The 18,568-nt window shown below is 55.6% G+C and carries 16 protein-coding genes; 8 read left to right on the top strand and 8 right to left on the bottom strand.

What is annotated here, in order from left to right; genetic code table 11:
• Positions 1–148: 148 nt before the first annotated feature.
• From hofQ to WM46_RS17810, 5 genes are read right to left on the bottom strand one after another with little or no spacing between them, the layout of a single operon-like run.
• Positions 149–1,387, bottom strand: a complete 1,239-nt coding sequence (gene hofQ, locus WM46_RS17790) for a DNA uptake porin HofQ (protein WP_102602928.1) — start codon at positions 1,385–1,387, stop codon at positions 149–151.
• Positions 1,299–1,703, bottom strand: a complete 405-nt coding sequence (locus tag WM46_RS17795; protein ID WP_102602929.1) for a HofP DNA utilization family protein — start codon at positions 1,701–1,703, stop codon at positions 1,299–1,301. Before WM46_RS17795 ends, hofQ begins: the two co-directional genes overlap by 89 nt.
• Complete coding sequence (locus WM46_RS17800; protein ID WP_102602930.1) at positions 1,693–2,151, bottom strand: DNA utilization protein HofO; 459 nt, start codon at positions 2,149–2,151, stop codon at positions 1,693–1,695. The genes WM46_RS17795 and WM46_RS17800 overlap by 11 nt, the downstream gene beginning before the upstream one ends.
• Positions 2,135–2,674, bottom strand: coding sequence for a PilN domain-containing protein (locus WM46_RS17805; protein ID WP_061076086.1), 540 nt, complete (start codon positions 2,672–2,674; stop codon positions 2,135–2,137). Before WM46_RS17805 ends, WM46_RS17800 begins: the two co-directional genes overlap by 17 nt.
• Positions 2,674–3,453, bottom strand: coding sequence for a hypothetical protein (locus WM46_RS17810; protein WP_061076085.1), 780 nt, complete (start codon positions 3,451–3,453; stop codon positions 2,674–2,676). Before WM46_RS17810 ends, WM46_RS17805 begins: the two co-directional genes overlap by 1 nt.
• 120 nt (positions 3,454–3,573) lie before the next feature.
• On the opposite strand from WM46_RS17810, the gene mrcA reads away from it, so the two are divergent.
• Complete coding sequence (mrcA, locus tag WM46_RS17815) at positions 3,574–6,126, top strand: peptidoglycan glycosyltransferase/peptidoglycan DD-transpeptidase MrcA (protein WP_187394398.1); 2,553 nt, start codon at positions 3,574–3,576, stop codon at positions 6,124–6,126.
• Positions 6,127–6,175: 49 nt separating this feature from the next.
• Here mrcA and nudE read toward each other — a convergent pair whose 3' ends face one another.
• A complete protein-coding gene (nudE, locus tag WM46_RS17820; protein WP_061076084.1) occupies positions 6,176–6,736 on the bottom strand; it encodes an ADP compounds hydrolase NudE in 561 nt (186 codons plus the stop codon).
• 324 nt (positions 6,737–7,060) lie between these two features.
• Between nudE and igaA the strand changes: the two genes are divergently transcribed.
• The 5 genes from igaA to pckA all read left to right on the top strand — a co-directional run bounded on the left by igaA (position 7,061) and on the right by pckA (position 13,235).
• Positions 7,061–9,193 (top strand): intracellular growth attenuator protein IgaA, encoded by a 2,133-nt coding sequence (gene igaA, locus WM46_RS17825; RefSeq protein WP_102602932.1) that lies wholly within the window; start codon positions 7,061–7,063, stop codon positions 9,191–9,193.
• A gap of 65 nt (positions 9,194–9,258) precedes the next feature.
• Entirely contained in the window at positions 9,259–9,927 is a 669-nt protein-coding gene (gene yrfG, locus WM46_RS17830; protein ID WP_061076082.1) for a GMP/IMP nucleotidase, read from the top strand.
• A 10-nt stretch (positions 9,928–9,937) separates the two neighbouring features.
• Positions 9,938–10,339, top strand: a complete 402-nt coding sequence (gene hslR / locus WM46_RS17835) for a ribosome-associated heat shock protein Hsp15 (protein ID WP_102602933.1) — start codon at positions 9,938–9,940, stop codon at positions 10,337–10,339.
• A 24-nt stretch (positions 10,340–10,363) separates the two neighbouring features.
• Entirely contained in the window at positions 10,364–11,242 is an 879-nt protein-coding gene (gene hslO / locus WM46_RS17840) for an Hsp33 family molecular chaperone HslO (RefSeq protein WP_061076080.1), read from the top strand.
• A gap of 373 nt (positions 11,243–11,615) precedes the next feature.
• Positions 11,616–13,235 (top strand): phosphoenolpyruvate carboxykinase (ATP), encoded by a 1,620-nt coding sequence (gene pckA, locus WM46_RS17845; RefSeq protein ID WP_102602934.1) that lies wholly within the window; start codon positions 11,616–11,618, stop codon positions 13,233–13,235.
• Positions 13,236–13,289: 54 nt separating this feature from the next.
• Here the strand turns inward: pckA and envZ are convergent, their stop codons facing one another.
• The gene (envZ, locus tag WM46_RS17850) at positions 13,290–14,642 is read right to left on the bottom strand and encodes a two-component system sensor histidine kinase EnvZ (protein ID WP_102602935.1); all 1,353 of its coding nucleotides are present in this window, start codon (positions 14,640–14,642) and stop codon (positions 13,290–13,292) included.
• Complete coding sequence (ompR, locus tag WM46_RS17855) at positions 14,639–15,358, bottom strand: two-component system response regulator OmpR (protein ID WP_001157751.1); 720 nt, start codon at positions 15,356–15,358, stop codon at positions 14,639–14,641. Before ompR ends, envZ begins: the two co-directional genes overlap by 4 nt.
• Before the next feature lie 226 nt (positions 15,359–15,584).
• Between ompR and greB the strand changes: the two genes are divergently transcribed.
• Both greB and WM46_RS17865 read left to right on the top strand, forming a co-directional pair.
• Complete coding sequence (gene greB / locus WM46_RS17860) at positions 15,585–16,058, top strand: transcription elongation factor GreB (protein ID WP_042998425.1); 474 nt, start codon at positions 15,585–15,587, stop codon at positions 16,056–16,058.
• Positions 16,059–16,156: 98 nt separating this feature from the next.
• A complete protein-coding gene (locus tag WM46_RS17865; protein ID WP_102602936.1) occupies positions 16,157–18,472 on the top strand; it encodes a Tex family protein in 2,316 nt (771 codons plus the stop codon).
• Positions 18,473–18,568: the final 96 nt, after the last annotated feature.

Raw genomic sequence — 18,568 nt, forward strand, 5'->3', positions numbered from 1 at the left:
CCAGATTGTAGACAACCCGAGTCGGCGTTGCCGGACGGCGATGAGAAGTACCGACTCTCAAATCGGTACTCCTTGTATGCTAAATAGCTGCGCACGTCAAATCCCTGAAACGAGTTAAGTGCAAAAACAACGGTGTTTCATGCATAAATCATTCTGTCGAGACCAATCTGGGCGTAATAAATACCACCAGCTCACGACGTTCGTTTTCTTTCCCATCGTGGCGAAAGAGTTGTCCAAACCAGGGGATATCGCCTAACAGCGGAATACTGTCCTTCCCAGTTTTATTCTTGTTTGAAAAAATGCCGCCCAGCGCCAGCGTCTCTCCGCTTTTTACCTCGACCTGCGTTTCAATTTCCTGCTTATCGATGGCCAGTACCTCGCCGTCTGCCTGTTGCAGCACCTGCCCCGGCATGTTCTGGCTGATGCGCAGCTTCAGGCGAATTCGCCCCTTCGGTAAAACCGTTGGGGTAACTTCCATCCCAAGCACGGCCTCTTTAAATTCCACCGACGTCGCGCCGCTTTCGCCGCTGGAAACCTGATAGGGGATCTCGCTCCCCTGCTTGATGCTGGCGGGCTGCAGATGAGAAGCCAGCAGTCGCGGACTGGCGATAATATCGAGCTGCTGCTGTTGCTCCAGCGCGGACAGCTCCAGATCCAGCAACCGCCCATTAATACGACCAATATTGAACCCGACACGAGTGGTGGCATTTGCGACCGAGAGATCGCTGGCTATCGTCGTCACTTGCCCCACGGCACCGGCTTTCTCGGCCTCTGCCAGCGTCCATTTCACCCCCAGCTCACGCAGGCTTTTTTCATTAATGGTGACGATATGCGCCGCCAGTTCTACCTGTTCTATCGGGAGATCCATTTGCGCCACCCACTGTTCCACCAGCGCCAGCGTCGGCGAGTTATCCCTGACCAGCAGTCGATTAGTGCGCTTATCCACCGTGAGGCTACCTTTGGCACTCAGCAGTTTATCCCCCGCTTTCGCCAGTTCAGTGGCATCGGCGTAATGCAGGGCAATATGCCGATTCTCCAGCGGTAAGTTCGCCTGGCGTCTTGCGACTTCCGCCTCCTGTCGCGCCGCCTCTTCACTCTGCCAGCTCTCGGAATGCACATGCAAAATCGCCCCTTCCTGACGTAACACCAGTCCGGCGCTTTTCACTACCGTCTGGAGCGCCTGTTTCCACGGGACATCCGTCAGATGCAACGACACCACGCCGCTGACATCCGGCGATACCACAAGGTTTTTTCGCTCCTGTTCAGCTAGCGCCTGAAGAACCTGCGTGACGGGAACATCATCCACCACCAGCGTCACGTTCTGGGGTTTTCCGGCCTGAACCGGCTGCAGGATGGCGATCAACACCACCAGTATCCATTGCTTCATTACCCTCTCCTTGTCGTTGCCACTGCCACCGGGGCGGGTCACACTCTTTACCTGTGCTCACCGTCAGCGTCTGTGCCGTGAGTTGCACGATAGTCCAGCCGTTATCCAGAACCTCATGTTGCTCGACACGGCGCCAGTGATGCTGCCCGTCCTGAAGCAGTCCAATATTTCGTTCCCCCCGGCTCACCATCCCCTGGAATCGCCATTGCGCCAGCTCAGCACCATGGCAATGATCTTCAGGCTGGCGGAACGGATCGCGCATGCCGGTCAGCATCGACAATGAAAGAGCCACCAACACCGCGTCCCTACCCTTCATGGAGAGGCTCCAGCCTGAGCGTTAACACTCGCTCGTCGTTTTCCGCTTTCAATGAGAATCCACTCACGGACATGCCTCGCGCCGCCAGATAACCAAACAATGACACCATCGCCTCCCACGGCGCCTTCACCGCAAGTTCTCCGCCCTGCGCCGATGGGCGCCAGTACAGTAACTGCACATTCGGCACCTGAAGCGTGAGTGGTGAAAACACCGGCGTTTGCGATGCCGATGAAATCTGTGCCTCTGTCTGCGCGCCAAAGAGGTGATACAACGTTGAACTGAGCTGACGGTTTGCCACCCGTTGCTGGTTAAGCGCGTCATCATCACGCATTCCCGGTAAGAACAGAAAAAACAGCGCGATCGTACTTAGCGCGGCCACCCAACTTACCCAACAGATAATGCGGGTACGCGGCGAAAAGGCGCACCAGGCGTCAAAGAGGGCGATCATGCGCTTCTCTCCATATCACCCGGTACTGGAACTGCCAGTATCCCTGCGCATCCCGTAGGGTGGCGCCGGTATGGCTTATCTCAAACATCGGTGAGTCTCGCAGGGCGGCTTCCAGTGTGCTGAGCGCAGAAAAGGTGAGCGCTTTTCCACTGAGCTCCAGCGAGCTCTGCTGGTAGTCCATGCTGGTCAGCCAGGCCTGTGCCGGCAAACTCAACGCAAGGTTTTCCAGCGCGGGCTGCCAGCGGCGGGTCTGCTCGCGCAATCTGTCTCGTTGAATGGCTTGCTGCGCCTGACGTTGGCGCGCCTCCAGCCGGGGTTTCACTGTTGTCAGTGCCGTGGCAAGTTGCTGCTCCGCCTGCAGTAAAACCACATTTGCCTGCCCGCTCGTGGCGCGGGTGAGATATCCGAGCAGCGTTAGTACCAGCACGATCGCCGCTGATGCGCCGAATAGCCCACCCCACATACGCAGACAGGCGTTACGCCGCTGTTGTCGCCAGGGCAAAAAATTGACGGGAGGATGCATCAACGCATTTCTCCCAGCGCCAGTCCAAGCGCAACGGCGAATGCATGACCTTCCCTGGGCACGGGAGGCTGACGGATTGAAACCGCCTGCCAGGGGTCAAAATCCTCTTCTGCGCAGAGCGCCACCTCTTCGGGTCTGAGGGAAAGCCCGGCAGCCAGGTCGTGAAGATGAGCGATCTCTGCCCGCGATTTGCGCCCCCAGGCGTTGCGCGTTGCCCACAGCCACTGCGTATCATCACGCCACGCCAGGCAGGTCTGTTCCGGGGAAAGAAAAGGCAGCAGACGCTGCAATGCGCAGGCATCCGGCGTGATCGCCGTGACGTTTACACCGAGTGTTTTCGCCAGCGTTAACAGACCCGAAATCTCTTTGTCCTGCGCGGCAGTGACCGTATAGGCCGGGGCGAGCGCATCTTCGCTATAGTCAAAGCGCAGCGCCGCCGATTCCATGTCCAACTCACGTGCCATCGAACCTGTCAGCCAGGCAGTTTGTTCACGCTCGCGAAGCGACATTGAGGGGCGTGGAAAGCGCTTTTGCCGCGTCCGACTCGCAGGAAAAGAGAGGTGAATATGATGGCGTTGCGGCAGCTCGCGACTCCACGGTTGTAACACCGCAACAAGCTGTTCGGCGTCGTGGAAATGTCCGTCGTTGATGGTGTGTTGCACCAGCGGCAGACGCCACCAGCGCTGTAGATACCACCCCGACGCGCCGCGAACGACGGCAACCGCCAGGGCTTCGTGTGGCTGAATGTGTAAGCCGACTTGCCAGAATCTGAAAGCCATTGCTGATGATCTCCTTATCACCCGTCGCTCTCGCGGGTATATCAATGCGTCTGGCTTGCCTTTATACTACCGCGCGGTTGTTTATAAACTGCCCAAATGAAACTAAATGGGAAATCTCCGGTGAAGTTCGTAAAGTATTTATTGATCCTTGCAGTATGTTGCATCCTGCTGGGAGCAGGCTCGATTTATGGCCTCTATCGCTATATTGAGCCACAGTTACCTGACGTCGCGACGCTTAAAGATGTGCGTTTGCAGATCCCGATGCAGGTTTACAGCGCAGATGGCGAGCTCATTGCGCAATATGGTGAAAAACGTCGTATTCCGGTGACGCTCAATCAGATCCCGCCGGAAATGGTCAAAGCTTTTATCGCCACAGAAGACAGTCGTTTCTATGAGCACCACGGCGTTGACCCGGTGGGGATTTTCCGTGCGGCCAGCGTTGCACTGTTCTCCGGTCACGCCTCTCAGGGGGCGAGTACCATCACGCAGCAGCTCGCAAGAAATTTCTTCCTCAGTCCTGAACGCACGCTGATGCGTAAGATTAAGGAAGTGTTCCTGGCGATCCGCATTGAGCAATTGCTGAGTAAAGATGAGATCCTCGAACTCTATCTGAACAAGATCTACCTCGGTTACCGCGCTTATGGCGTTGGGGCTGCGGCGCAGGTCTATTTCGGTAAATCAGTCGACCAGTTGGATCTGGGTGAGATAGCGGTGATTGCCGGTCTGCCGAAAGCGCCATCTACCTTTAACCCGCTTTATTCGATGGACCGCGCGACCGCACGTCGTAACGTGGTGTTGTCGCGTATGCTGAGCGAAGGGTACATCACTCAGGCACAGTACGATCAGGCGCGTAATGAGCCGATCGACGCCAACTATCATGCGCCGGAAATCGCTTTCTCCGCCCCGTACCTGTCAGAAATGGTGCGTCAGGAGATGTACAACCGTTACGGCGAAAACGCCTATGAAGACGGTTACCGCATTTACACCACGATCACCCGCAAGGTGCAGCAGGCCGCGCAACAGGCGGTACGTAATAACGTGCTGGACTATGACATGCGCCACGGCTATCGCGGTCCGGCCAACGTGCTGTGGAAAGTGGGTGAAACCGCATGGGACAGTAAAAAAATCACCGATACGCTGAAAGCGCTGCCAACTTACGGACCGTTGCTGCCGGCGGTGATCACCAGTGCAAACCCGCAGGAAGCGACGGCGACTCTGGCAGATGGCACCTCGGTCTCGCTGCGGATGGAGGGCATTCGTTGGGCGCGTCCTTATCGTTCGGACACTCAACAAGGCCCGACGCCGCGTAAAGTCACTGACGCGGTACAGACCGGCCAGCAGATCTGGGTGCGGAAGATGGGCGAAGCCTGGTGGCTGGCGCAGGTCCCGGATGTGAACTCCGCGCTGGTCTCTATCAATCCGAAAAACGGGGCTGTGCTGGCGCTGGTCGGCGGTTTTGACTTTAACCAGAGTAAGTTCAACCGTGCTACTCAGGCGCTGCGTCAGGTCGGTTCGAACATTAAGCCGTTCCTCTACACTGCCGCGATGGACAAAGGTCTGACCCTGGCGAGCATGCTGAACGACGTGCCAATCTCTCGCTGGGATGCGGGTGCCGGTTCCGACTGGCGTCCGAAAAACTCACCACCACAGTACGCAGGCCCGATTCGTTTACGTCAGGGGCTGGGTGAATCGAAAAACGTGGTGATGGTGCGCGCCATGCGGGCAATGGGCGTGGACTACGCGGCGGAATATTTGCAGCGTTTCGGCTTCCCGGCACAAAACATTGTGCATACCGAATCCCTGGCGCTGGGCTCCGCGTCATTTACTCCGCTACAGGTGGCGCGTGGTTATGCAGTCATGTCGAACGGCGGCTTCCTGGTTGATCCGTATTTCATCAGCAAGATTGAAACGGACCAGAACGGTGTGATTTTCGAAGCGAAACCGAAAATTGCCTGCCCGGAGTGTGATATCCCGGTGATTTACGGTGATACACAGAAATCCAACGTTCTGGAAAACAACAATGTGGAAGATGTCGCCATCTCTGGCGAGCAGCAGAATGCCGCCGTGCCAATGCCCAAACTGGAGCAGGCAAATCAGGCGTTAGTGGCACAGATCGGGGCGCAAGAGTACGCACCGCACGTGATCAACACGCCGCTGGCTTTCCTGATTAAGAGCGCGCTGAATACCAACATCTTCGGCGAACCCGGCTGGATGGGCACCGGCTGGCGTGCAGGTCGCGATCTGAATCGCCACGATATCGGCGGTAAAACCGGGACCACCAACAGCTCGAAAGATGCCTGGTTCTCCGGCTACGGTCCGGGGGTGGTCACCTCCGTGTGGATTGGATTTGACGATCACCGTCGTGACCTGGGGCGCACCACTGCCTCTGGCGCGATCAAAGATCAAATCTCCGGCTACGAAGGCGGCGCGAAGAGTGCGCAACCCGCGTGGGATGCTTACATGAAGGCGGTGCTGGAAGGGGTTCCTGAGGAGCCGCTGACGCCGCCACCGGGCATCGTCACGGTCAATATCGACCGCAGTACCGGACAACTGGCAAACGGCGGTAACAGCCGGGCAGAATATTTCATCGAAGGCACGCAGCCGACACAGCAGGCGGTGCATGAGGTGGGAACCACCATCACTGATGGTGGTGAAACACACGAACTGTTCTAAATAAAAAAGGCGCTGCGGCGCCTTTTTTCATTCCTACAAGAAATCCCGTTTACAGCCGCCCCTGCCCTTTCAGCCATTCGCGAACAAGGAACAACGCGCTCACGTTTCGTGCTTCGGTGAAGTCGGGGTCTTCCAGCAGATCCATCAGATGCGCCAGCGGCCAGCGCACCTGCGGCAACGGTTCGGGTTCATCGCCTTCCAGTGACTCGGGATAAAGGTCTTCCGCCACCACGATATTCATCTTGCTGGAGAAGTAAGACGGCGCCATGCTGAGTTTTTTCAAAAAAGTCAGATCGTTTGCCCCAAAACCGACCTCTTCTTTCAGTTCCCGGTTCGCCGCTTCAAACACGCTTTCACCGGGGTCGATCAACCCTTTGGAAAAGCCCAGCTCATAGGACTCTGTTCCCACCGCGTATTCACGAATCAGGATCAGATGATCGTCAACGATCGGGACAATCATTACCGCTTCACGGGTAGAGGGACGCATCCGTTCATAGACGCGACGCACGCCGTTGCTGAATTCGAGGTCCACGCTTTCAACGCTAAATAGCCGCGACTGCGCGACAGTTTCGACGTTCAGAATGGTGGGTTTTTGTAATGATTTGCTCATCGTGAGAATCTATGCCGTGAAATCAGTCGTTATTGTGCGATACGTAACACGGTTTCGGCAATGCGAATTGCCGGTTATTTACATTTATGTAACCTAATAAAAATATAATTCCTGGTTCAAATTAAAAGTCAATAGGTTGAAATAGGTCCAGGAATTTGCTGATATTCCGCTTTTGTAGGTTTTGCTATCATCAGCATTCACTGGGATGCGCTGAAAAATGCTCAAGTTCAACTCCATGCTTGCCGATAGCCAACCACGGGATCACGTTTATTGTGACAGGGTGCGACTGACCACGCCTGACAGATTAAGTAAGATGGGGAAAGCATGAGCACCATTCTGATTTTTTTAGCGGCGTTGCTGGCCTGCGTATTGCTGGCCTGGTGGCGACTTAACGTTCGTGCCAGACGGCGTAAGCTGCCATGGACGAATGCGTTCTCAGAGGCGGCAACGCGCAAACTCACGCCTGAAGAACGCAGCGCCGTTGAAAATTATCTTGATAGCCTGAGCCAAATCCAGCAGGTACCCGGTCCGACAGGCGCCAGCGCGGCCCCGGTTTCCCTGACGCTGAATGCTGAAAGCAATAGCGTCATCATTCTGACCCATTCCATCACCCGCTACGGCATCACGACGGACGATCCGAATAAGTGGCGCTACTACCTCGATTCCGTTGAAGTCCATCTGCCGCCCTTCTGGGAACAGTATATTAATGATGAAAACAGCGTTGAACTGATCCACACCGATACGCTGCCGCTGGTGATCTCGCTGAATGGTCATTCCCTGCAAGAGTATATGCAGGAGGCGCGTGGTTACGCGCTGCAACCGACCACGTCCACACAGGCGTCGATTCGCGGCGAAGAGAGCGAGCAAATTGAGCTGCTGAACATTCGTCAGGAGACGCATGAAGAGTATGCGCTCAGCCGCCCGGCCGGTTTCCGCGAAGCGCTGTTGATTGTCGCCGCCTTCCTGCTGTTCTTTTTCTGTCTGGTAACGCCGGACGTCTTTGTGCCGTGGATGGTGGGCGGAGCCGTGCTGTTGCTGGCGGCAGGATTGTGGGGCTTATTCGCTCCGCCGTCGAAAACCGCGCTACGCGAAATTCACTGCCTGCGGGGAACGCCGCGCCGCTGGGGACTGTTTGGCGAAAATGACCAGGAGCAGATTAACAATATCTCGCTGGGGATTATCGACCTGGTTTATCCGACTCACTGGCAGCCTTACATTGCGCAGGATCTCGGCCAGCAAACAGATATTGATATTTATCTCGATCGCCACGTCGTGCGTCAGGGGCGGTTTTTATCCCTGCATGACGAGGTCAAAAACTTCCCGTTGCAGCACTGGGTACGCAGCACGATCATCGCGGGTGGTTCGCTGCTGGTATTGCTCATGCTGCTGTTCTGGATCCCGCTCGATATGCCGATTAAGTTCACACTATCGTGGATGAAGGGTGCACAAACCATCGAAGCGACCAGCGTAAAACAGCTTGAACAGTCGGGCGTGCGCGTCGGCGACACGTTGAATCTTCGCGGTACCGGCATGTGTAATATTCATGCGCAGGGTACCTGGAGTGCGCAAACCAGTTCGCCGTTTATGCCGTTTGACTGCTCGCAGATCATCTGGAATGACGCCCCAGCGCTGCCGTTGCCAGAATCCGATCTGGTGAACAAAGCCACTGCGCTCTCGCAGGCCGTTAACCGCCAGTTGCACCCCAAACCGGAAGATGACTCTCGCGTCAGCGCGGCCTTGCGTTCCGCTATTCAGAAATCGGGCATGGTGCTGCTGGATGATTTTGGCGATATCGTCCTGAAAACCGCCGAACTGTGCGCAGCAGAAGATGAGTGTGTGCGCCTCAAAAATGCGCTGGTTAACCTGGGGAACAGTAAAGACTGGAACGCGCTGGTGAAACGTGCCAACGCAGGCAAACTGGACGGGGTTAATGTTCTGCTGCGTCCCGTCAGCGCCGAATCGCTCGACAATCTGGTCACCACCTCCACCGCGCCCTTTATTACCCGCGAGACCGCCCGCGCCGCCCAGTCGCTGAACAGCCCTGCCCCTGGCGGATTCCTGATCGTCAGTGATGAAGGCAGCGATCTGGTCGATCAGCCCTGGCCGACCGTATCGCTGTACGACTACCCGGCGCAGGAACAGTGGAGCGCCTTCCAGCGACTGGCGCAAATGCTGATGAACACGCCGTTTAGCGCCGAAGGGATCGTCACCAATATTTATACTGATGCCAATGGCACGCAGCACATTGGCCTGCACCGCATTCCCGATCGTTCCGGTTTGTGGCGTTATCTCGGCACCACGCTGCTGATGCTGACGATGTTAGCCTGCACACTCTATAATGGCGTGCAGGCATTCCGCCGCTATCAGCGCCATCGCACCCGCATGATGGAGATTCAGCAGTACTATGAAAGCTGTCTGAATCCGAAGCTCATCAGCGCTCCGGAAAGCCTCATCTGATAACATGTCTGCGGCGCCGGGTGTGCTACCCTGTGCCGCATCGCGTTTTCTTCTGGAGAGTTCCCATGCATATTGATATTGCCTGGCAGAACGTGGATACCGTTCTGTTAGACATGGATGGCACGCTGCTCGACCTGGCGTTTGATAACTACTTCTGGCAAAAGCTGGTGCCTGAAACCTACGGGGCGCAGAACGGGATCTCGCCACAAGAGGCGCAGGAACGCATCCGCCAGGAATATCACGCCGTGCAGCATACGCTAAACTGGTACTGTCTTGATTACTGGAGCGATCGTCTGGGTCTGGATATCTGCGCGATGACCACCGCGATGGGGCCGCGAGCCGTGTTGCGTGACGATACGGTCCCCTTTTTAGATGCGCTCAAAGCCTGCGGTAAACGACGGATTTTGCTGACCAACGCGCATCCGCATAATCTGGCCGTGAAGCTGGAGCATACCGGTCTGGCCTCACACCTTGATTTATTACTTTCTACCCACACATTTGGATATCCCAAAGAGGATCAGCGGTTATGGCGCGCCGTGGCGGAAGAAACGGGAATGAGTGCAGAGAAAACGCTGTTTATCGACGATAGCGAACCTATTCTCGATGCGGCGGCGAAGTTTGGTATTCGTTATTGCCTCGGTGTAACTAACCCCGACTCTGGCATTGCGGAAAAAGAATATACGCGCCATCCGTCACTGAATGACTACCGCCGACTGATCCCCTCACTGATGTGAAGGAGACGCCATGAAAGAGAAGCCCCCGGTTGAGGTCAGACTGGATAAATGGCTATGGGCTGCGCGGTTTTATAAAACCCGCGCACTGGCCCGCGAAATGGTGGACGGCGGGAAAGTTCACTATAACGGACAGCGCAGTAAGCCGAGCAAGATCGTCGAACTGAACGCTACGCTGACGCTGCGTCAGGGCAATGATGAGCGCACCGTGGTGATCAAAGCGATTACCGAGCAGCGTCGTCCGGCCAGTGAAGCCGTCACGCTGTACGAAGAGACGCCGGAAAGCGTAGAGAAACGCGAAAAAATGGCGCTGGCGCGTAAGCTTAACGCTTTGACCATGCCGCACCCGGACAGGCGACCGGACAAAAAAGAACGCCGCGACCTGTTACGATTTAAACACGGCGACAGTGAATAACTGTCGCCCGCAAGAGAGATGATTATGCCGCAACATGACCAATTACACCGCTATCTGTTTGAAAACTTTGCCGTGCGCGGCGAACTGGTAACCGTATCGGAAACCCTGCAACAGATCCTCGAAAACCATACCTATCCGCAGCCGGTGAAAACCGTGCTGGCTGAGTTACTGGTCGCCACCAGTCTGCTCACGGCGACGCTGAAGTTCGCCGGTGATATCACCGTTCAGCTCCAGGGTGATGGTCCGCTGAGCCTCGCGGTGATCAACGGCAACAATAATCAGCAGATGCGCGGCGTCGCGCGTGTCCAGGGTGAGATCCCGGATGATGCAGACCTGAAAACGCTGGTCGGCAATGGTTATCTGGTCATTACCATTACCCCGGAAGAAGGTGAGCGTTATCAGGGCGTTGTCGGTCTGGAAGGCGATACTCTGGCGGCATGTCTGGAAGATTACTTCCTGCGTTCTGAGCAGTTGCCAACCCGTCTGTTCATTCGTACCGGTGATGTTGACGGGAAAGCCGCTGCCGGCGGAATGCTGCTGCAGGTGATGCCGGCCCAGGATGCGCAAGCAGATGACTTCAACCATCTGGCCACGCTGACCGAAACCATCAAAGCGGACGAGTTACTGACCCTGCCCGCTAATGAGGTACTGTGGCGTCTGTATCATGAAGAAGAAGTCACCCTTTACGATCCGCAGGACGTTGAGTTCAAATGCACCTGCTCTCGCGAACGCTGTGCTGGCGCACTGAAAACGCTGCCGGACGAAGAGGTGGATAGCATTCTGGCGGAAGAAGGCGAAATCGATATGCATTGCGACTATTGCGGGAGTCACTACCTGTTCAATGCTATGGATATTGCCGAGATCCGTAATAACGCCTCCCCTGCCGATCCGCAGGTTCACTGATCAATATCCTGAACCGGTCGGACGACGCGAAGCGTCTCCGACCGTCTGCAATTTATTCCGCACTTTTTGCTAAAATTTTCTTTCGTGGTGAATCGATATTTTGTATGTAAGTGGTTTGTTAATTTCCCGCATGAATGCGATTACACTCACAACATTCCCGTGAAAAATACTAATTTTTAACCTTTCAGGAACATTTTCCACAACTAAAAAGTCATTCCTGCCATAATAAGCCCCGCTTCGTGACTGGAGTCACAGCGTTTTCAGTCAATCGTGATTTTGTCCAGATAAGTAAATCTATGAGCCTTGTCGCGGTTAACACCCCCAAAAAAACCTTACTATTTCAGGTAATACATATTGGCTAAGGAGCAGTGATATGCGCGTGAAACGATTAACCCCGCAAGATCTCAAGGCTTATGGTATCAGCGACGTTCAGGATATCGTTTACAACCCGAGCTATGAAACCCTTTATCAGGAAGAGCTAGACCCAAGCCTGGAAGGTTACGAGCGCGGTGTGTTGACGGACCTGGGTGCCGTTGCAGTTGATACCGGTATTTTCACCGGACGTTCGCCGAAGGATAAGTACATTGTTCGTGATGACACCACGCGTGACACGCTGTGGTGGTCCGACAAAGGAAAAGGCAAGAACGACAACAAACCGCTGTCCCAGGAAACCTGGCAGCACCTGAAAGGATTAGTCACCAAACAACTTTCCGGTAAACGTCTGTTTATCGTTGATGCTTTCTGTGGCGCAAACGCCGACACCCGCCTCTCTGTCCGCTTCATTACTGAAGTGGCGTGGCAGGCGCATTTCGTGAAGAACATGTTTATTCGCCCGAGCGATGACGAACTGGAAGGCTTTGAGCCTGACTTTATCGTGATGAACGGCGCGAAATGCACAAACCCACAGTGGAAAGAGCAGGGTCTGAACTCCGAGAACTTTGTCGCCTTCAACCTGACCGAACGTATCCAGCTGATTGGTGGTACCTGGTACGGCGGCGAAATGAAGAAAGGCATGTTCTCAGTGATGAACTACCTGCTGCCGTTGAAAGGCATTGCATCGATGCACTGTTCCGCCAACGTGGGCGAGAAAGGCGACGTTGCCGTGTTCTTCGGTCTTTCCGGCACCGGGAAAACGACTCTCTCCACCGACCCGAAACGTCGTCTGATCGGCGATGACGAGCACGGCTGGGACGACGATGGCGTGTTCAACTTTGAAGGCGGTTGCTACGCAAAAACAATCAAGCTGTCGAAAGAAGCGGAACCGGAAATCTACAACGCTATCCGCCGTGATGCGCTGTTAGAAAACGTCACCGTGCGCGACGATGGGACTATTGATTTTGACGACGGTTCGAAAACCGAGAACACTCGCGTTTCCTATCCGATCTACCACATCGAAAACATCGTTAAGCCGGTTTCCAAAGCCGGTCATGCCACGAAGGTGATCTTCCTGACCGCTGACGCTTTTGGCGTGCTGCCACCGGTTTCCCGCCTGACCGCCAACCAGACGCAGTACCACTTCCTGTCTGGCTTCACGGCTAAACTGGCAGGGACTGAGCGCGGTGTCACCGAGCCGACGCCAACCTTCTCAGCCTGCTTCGGCGCAGCATTCCTGTCGCTGCACCCGACGCAGTATGCTGAAGTGCTGGTGAAACGCATGCAGGCCGCTGGCGCGCAGGCTTACCTGGTCAACACCGGCTGGAACGGTACGGGCAAACGTATCTCTATCAAAGATACCCGCGCGATTATCGACGCCATCCTGAATGGTTCTCTGGACGATGCGGAAACCTTCAGCCTGCCGATGTTTGATCTGGCGATCCCGACTGAGTTGCCAGGTGTAGATACTCGTATTCTCGACCCGCGTAATACCTACGGGTCTCCGGAGCAGTGGCAGGAAAAAGCGACTGCGCTGGCGAAACTGTTCATCGAGAACTTCGAGAAATACACCGATACGCCAGCAGGCGAAGCGCTGGTCAGCGCCGGACCGAAGCTGTAAGCCACCAGAGCGGATAAAGCAAAAATAACAAGGGAGGCATTTCGCCTCCCTTTTTTACGTCTCTTTGGTTGTTCCCTGGACGCGGACCACTGGAACCGGTAGCCAGGCGCGGATAGAAAGTCCGCCCCGCTCACTGGTACCAATTTCCAGCATACCGTTATGGTTATCGATGATTCGCTGCACGATCGCCAGCCCTAACCCGGTACCGCTGGTGCTACGCGCACTGTCGCCACGCACAAAGGGCTGGAACAAGTGTTTACGCTGTTCGGGCTTAATGCCGGGACCGTCATCTTCCACCTGGAACCAGGCGCGATGAGGTTCCGTCCCGCTGCTGACTTTGATCCATCCGTTGCCGTAACGTGCGGCGTTAACCACCATATTAGCCACCGCTCGTTTGATAGACAGCGGGTGCATTTTCACCTGAATGCTGCCCGGCTGTAGCGCGGTCTCAATTTCACGCTCATAGCCACTTTCTGCCGCCACCACTTCGCCCAGCACGGCGTTAAGATCGGCCATCTCCATCGGCATCTCCTGACCGGTACGCAGATAGTCGATGAACTGCTCAATGATCGCGTTGCACTCTTCGATATCTTTGTTGATGGACTCCGCCAGATAACCATCCTGCTCGCTCATCATCTCTGTCGCCAGGCGAATACGCGTCAGCGGCGTTCGGAGATCGTGACTGACCCCCGCCATCAACAGCGTTCGGTCATCCGCTAACTGCTTCACCCCCGCCGCCATATGGTTGAACGCACGGGTCACCGAGCGCACCTCGGACGCACCATACTCGCGCAGCGGCGGTGGAATAATGCCTTTCCCTACCTGCAGCGCGGCATGTTCGAGATCCACAAGGGGTCGGTTTTGTATACGAATAAACAGCCACGCCCCCCCTATCGCCAGCAACATGATGGCCAGCGTATAGCGAAACAGCGGGGAGAAATCGCCCTGATGAATTTCCGTTAACGGCACGCGCACCCAGATATTGGGCGACAGCCAGGTTTTCAGCCAGACAACCGGTGAACTTTTGTTGACCTCAACGCGCACTTCCGTCGGCCCGCCCAGCTGCTGCGCCATCTGATGGCTTAAAAATTCATAGTGTTGCGCCCAGCGCAGTCCCGCCTCTTCGGCGGCTTCATTGGAGTAGAGAGAAATCCCCAGCTCACGGTAAATTTCCCGGCGAAAAGCGGGAGGCACCACCAGTTGCGTGCCGTCCTCCAGTTGCAGTTTATCGGTCATCAGCATACGCACTTCGTAGGCCAGGACCTTATTAAACTGCTGGAGACTCGGCAGAATCGCAAAGTTCAGCACCACCAGATAGGTCGTCACCAGGCTGACAAACAGCAGGGTGACGATGAGCAACAACGTGCGGGCAAATGAACTTCGTGGCGAGAAGCGCATTCGCCTCATGCTTTAGAACCGTCCGGTACGAAGACGTAGCCCAGGCCCCACACGGTCTGGATATAACGCGGATGAGCGGGATCCTCTTCGACCATACGACGCAGACGGGAAATCTGTACGTCGATGGAACGTTCCATTGCAGAATACTCACGGCCACGCGCCAGGTTCATCAGTTTGTCACGGGACAGCGGCTCACGCGGGTGGCTCACCAGCGCTTTCAGTACCGCAAATTCACCACTGGTGAGCGGCATCGGCTCGTCTTCGCGGAACATTTCGCGGGTTCCCAGGTTCAGCTTGAACTTACCAAAGGCAATGACCGCTTCTTCCTGAGAAGGCGCGCCCGGCAGTTCGTTCGCCTGACGACGCAGCACCGCGCGAATACGCGCCAGCAGTTCGCGTGGGTTAAACGGTTTCGGGATATAGTCATCGGCGCCGATTTCCAGCCCGACAATGCGGTCAACTTCTTCCCCTTTCGCCGTGACCATGATGATCGGCATCGGGTTACTCTGGCTGCGCAGACGGCGGCAAATAGACAGTCCATCTTCACCCGGCAGCATCAGATCCAGTACCATAAGGTGGAAAGATTCGCGGGTTAGCAGACGATCCATTTGCTCGGCGTTAGCGACGCTTCGAACCTGGAAGCCCTGCTCGGTCAGATAACGCTCCAGCAGCGCGCGCAGGCGCATGTCGTCATCGACCACCAGAATTTTATAGTTCTCTTGCATTGTTTGTACTCCCAAAGGTTCGCAACAATTGAAGGTATGTATTCTTAAAAAAGCTTACGTTCGTCACCAGCGAATTCTGGTATGAATTCCAGGCTAAATTGTTACAAAGCATATTTAACAGCAGCTTAAGTATACAATGAAACGCGCAGCACATTATTTATTCTGTTATCAGGGTGACGTAATACGAATTGTGCGCTTCGTCACAGACTTAAAGGTAATCAACAAGATGAAAACGCCTCTGATCACCCGGGAAGGGTACGAAAAACTCAAAAGCGAGCTCAATTACCTCTGGCGTGAAGAACGCCCGGAAGTCACCAAGAAGGTGACCTGGGCGGCGAGTCTGGGTGACCGCAGCGAGAATGCCGACTACCAGTATAATAAAAAGCGGCTACGTGAGATCGACCGACGCGTCCGCTACCTGACCAAATGCATGGAGAATTTGAAGATCGTCGATTACTCCCCGCAACAGGAAGGCAAAGTGTTTTTCGGCGCCTGGGTCGAGATCGAAAATGACGATGGCGACACCCGTCGCTTTCGGATTGTCGGTTACGATGAAATTTTCGGCCGCAAAGATTACATCTCCATCGACTCGCCGATGGCGCGCGCGCTGCTGAAAAAAGAGGTCGGCGATCTCGCGGTGGTCAACACGCCTGGCGGGGAAGCAAGCTGGTACGTGAATGCGATCGAATACGTAAAATGAGCAGGAACAATCCGAAGCCCCGCGCTATGGCTGGCGTTTTTGCCCATCAATCCGTATAACTGTTCCCTGATTTTTTACTCAGTAGATGAAGCCAATCCATGATGAATGATTCTTTCTGCCGCATTATTGCGGGTGAAATTCAGGCCCGGGCCGACCAGGTCACCGCTGCCGTTCGCCTGCTTGACGAAGGGAACACCGTGCCGTTTATCGCACGTTACCGTAAGGAAATCACCGGCGGCCTGGATGATACGCAGTTGCGTAATCTGGAGACCCGACTGGGCTATTTGCGTGAACTGGAAGAGCGCCGTCAGGCCATTCTCAAGTCCATTTCCGAGCAAGGCAAACTGACCGATGATCTGGCTAATGCCATCAATGGCACGTTAAGTAAGACCGAACTCGAAGACCTTTACCTCCCGTATAAACCCAAACGCCGCACCCGTGGACAGATAGCGATTGAAGCCGGTCTGGAACCGCTGGCCGACCTGTTGTGGAACGACCCGTCACACGATCCGGACACCGAAGCGGCGAAATATATCGATGCAGAGAAAGGGGTTGCCGACAGCAAAGCCGCACTTGATGGCGCACGCTATATCCTGATGGAACGCTTTGCCGAAGACGCTGCGCTGCTGGCGAAGGTACGTGATTATCTGTGGAAAAATGCCCATCTGGTTGCCAGCGTAGTCAGCGGCAAAGAAGAGGAAGGCGCAAAATTCCGCGACTATTTCGATCATCACGAGCCGATCGCCTCCGTGCCTTCTCACCGTGCGCTGGCGATGTTCCGTGGCCGTAATGAAGGCGTGTTGCAGCTTTCGCTGAATGCCGATCCGCAGTTCGATGAGCCGCCGAAAGAGAGTCACTGCGAGCAAATCATTATGGATCACCTCGGCCTGCGTCTGAACAACGCACCGGCAGACAGCTGGCGCAAAGGCGTGGTGAGTTGGACGTGGCGTATCAAGGTGCTGATGCACCTCGAAACCGAACTGATGGGGACCGTCCGCGAGCGCGCGGAAGACGAAGCAATCAACGTATTCGCCCGCAACCTGCACGACCTGCTGATGGCGGCACCGGCGGGTCTGCGCGCCACCATGGGTCTCGATCCGGGTCTGCGTACCGGGGTAAAAGTCGCCGTGGTGGATGGCACCGGTAAGCTGGTCGCCACCGATACCATCTATCCTCACACCGGTCAGGCGGCGAAAGCTGCCGTAGTGGTGGCTGCGCTGTGTGAAAAGTACAATGTGGAACTGGTGGCGATTGGTAACGGCACCGCCTCGCGTGAAACCGAACGCTTCTTCCTCGACGTACAGAAACAGTTCCCGAAAGTGACGGCGCAAAAAGTGATTGTCAGCGAAGCCGGAGCGTCAGTCTATTCCGCGTCAGAACTGGCGGCCCAGGAGTTCCCGGATCTCGACGTTTCGCTGCGCGGCGCGGTCTCCATTGCGCGCCGTCTGCAGGATCCGCTCGCTGAGCTGGTGAAAATCGATCCGAAATCGATCGGCGTCGGACAGTATCAGCATGACGTCAGCCAGACACAGTTAGCCCGTAAGCTGGATGCGGTGGTGGAAGACTGTGTGAACGCCGTCGGCGTTGATTTGAACACGGCATCGGTTCCGCTGTTAACCCGTGTAGCCGGTCTGACCCGCATGATGGCGCAGAATATCGTGGCCTGGCGCGATGAGAACGGGCAGTTCCAGAATCGTCAGCAACTGCTGAAAGTCAGCCGTCTGGGGCCGAAAGCCTTCGAACAGTGCGCAGGCTTCCTGCGTATTAACCACGGTGATAACCCGCTGGATGCTTCCACCGTTCACCCGGAAGCCTATCCGGTCGTGGAACGTATTCTGGCGGTAACCCAACAGGCGCTGAAAGACCTGATGGGCAACAGCAGCGAACTGCGCAATCTGAAAGCCGTCGATTTCACCGACGACAAGTTTGGTGTCCCGACCGTCAGCGATATCATCAAAGAGCTGGAGAAACCGGGTCGCGATCCGCGTCCGGAGTTCAAAACCGCGCAGTTTGCCGATGGCGTCGAAACCATGAACGATCTACAGCCGGGGATGATTCTCGAGGGTGCCGTCACCAACGTCACCAACTTTGGCGCGTTTGTGGATATCGGCGTTCACCAGGATGGACTGGTCCACATCTCATCGCTGTCGAACAAGTTTGTCGACGATCCACACACGGTGGTGAAAGCAGGCGATATCGTGAAGGTGAAAGTGCTGGAGGTTGACCTGCAGCGTAAGCGTATTGCCCTGACAATGCGCCTGGACGAACAGCCGGGTGAAACCAATGCCCGTCGCGGCGGCGGCAATGACCGTCCGGCAGCGAAAGCGGCAAAACCACGTACTCGTGAAGCGCAACCCGCCGGCAACAGCGCGATGATGGATGCGCTGGCGGCAGCAATGGGTAAAAAACGTTAAGTTTGGATCATGTGCCGGATGGCGGCGGAATCGCCCTATCCGGCCCGTTAACGCATTCACCTTCTCCATCACGTTATATTTATCACGCCATTAACA

The sequence above is a fragment of the Citrobacter freundii complex sp. CFNIH2 genome (genome assembly GCF_002880615.1).
In the GTDB taxonomy this organism is placed as follows: domain Bacteria; phylum Pseudomonadota; class Gammaproteobacteria; order Enterobacterales; family Enterobacteriaceae; genus Citrobacter_A; species Citrobacter_A amalonaticus_F.

Excerpts from the sequence above, each read along its gene's own strand:
- hofQ (WP_102602928.1), bottom strand. The coding sequence starts at position 1,387 with ATGAAGCAATGGATACTGGTGGTGTTGATCGCCATCCTGCAGCCGGTT.
- WM46_RS17795 (WP_102602929.1), bottom strand. The coding sequence starts at position 1,703 with ATGAAGGGTAGGGACGCGGTGTTGGTGGCTCTTTCATTGTCGATGCTG.
- WM46_RS17800 (WP_102602930.1), bottom strand. The coding sequence starts at position 2,151 with ATGATCGCCCTCTTTGACGCCTGGTGCGCCTTTTCGCCGCGTACCCGC.
- WM46_RS17805 (WP_061076086.1), bottom strand. The coding sequence starts at position 2,674 with ATGCATCCTCCCGTCAATTTTTTGCCCTGGCGACAACAGCGGCGTAAC.
- WM46_RS17810 (WP_061076085.1), bottom strand. The coding sequence starts at position 3,453 with ATGGCTTTCAGATTCTGGCAAGTCGGCTTACACATTCAGCCACACGAA.
- nudE (WP_061076084.1), bottom strand. The coding sequence starts at position 6,736 with ATGAGCAAATCATTACAAAAACCCACCATTCTGAACGTCGAAACTGTC.
- igaA (WP_102602932.1), top strand. The coding sequence starts at position 7,061 with ATGAGCACCATTCTGATTTTTTTAGCGGCGTTGCTGGCCTGCGTATTG.
- yrfG (WP_061076082.1), top strand. The coding sequence starts at position 9,259 with ATGCATATTGATATTGCCTGGCAGAACGTGGATACCGTTCTGTTAGAC.
- hslR (WP_102602933.1), top strand. The coding sequence starts at position 9,938 with ATGAAAGAGAAGCCCCCGGTTGAGGTCAGACTGGATAAATGGCTATGG.
- hslO (WP_061076080.1), top strand. The coding sequence starts at position 10,364 with ATGCCGCAACATGACCAATTACACCGCTATCTGTTTGAAAACTTTGCC.
- pckA (WP_102602934.1), top strand. The coding sequence starts at position 11,616 with ATGCGCGTGAAACGATTAACCCCGCAAGATCTCAAGGCTTATGGTATC.
- envZ (WP_102602935.1), bottom strand. The coding sequence starts at position 14,642 with ATGAGGCGAATGCGCTTCTCGCCACGAAGTTCATTTGCCCGCACGTTG.
- ompR (WP_001157751.1), bottom strand. The coding sequence starts at position 15,358 with ATGCAAGAGAACTATAAAATTCTGGTGGTCGATGACGACATGCGCCTG.
- greB (WP_042998425.1), top strand. The coding sequence starts at position 15,585 with ATGAAAACGCCTCTGATCACCCGGGAAGGGTACGAAAAACTCAAAAGC.
- WM46_RS17865 (WP_102602936.1), top strand. The coding sequence starts at position 16,157 with ATGATGAATGATTCTTTCTGCCGCATTATTGCGGGTGAAATTCAGGCC.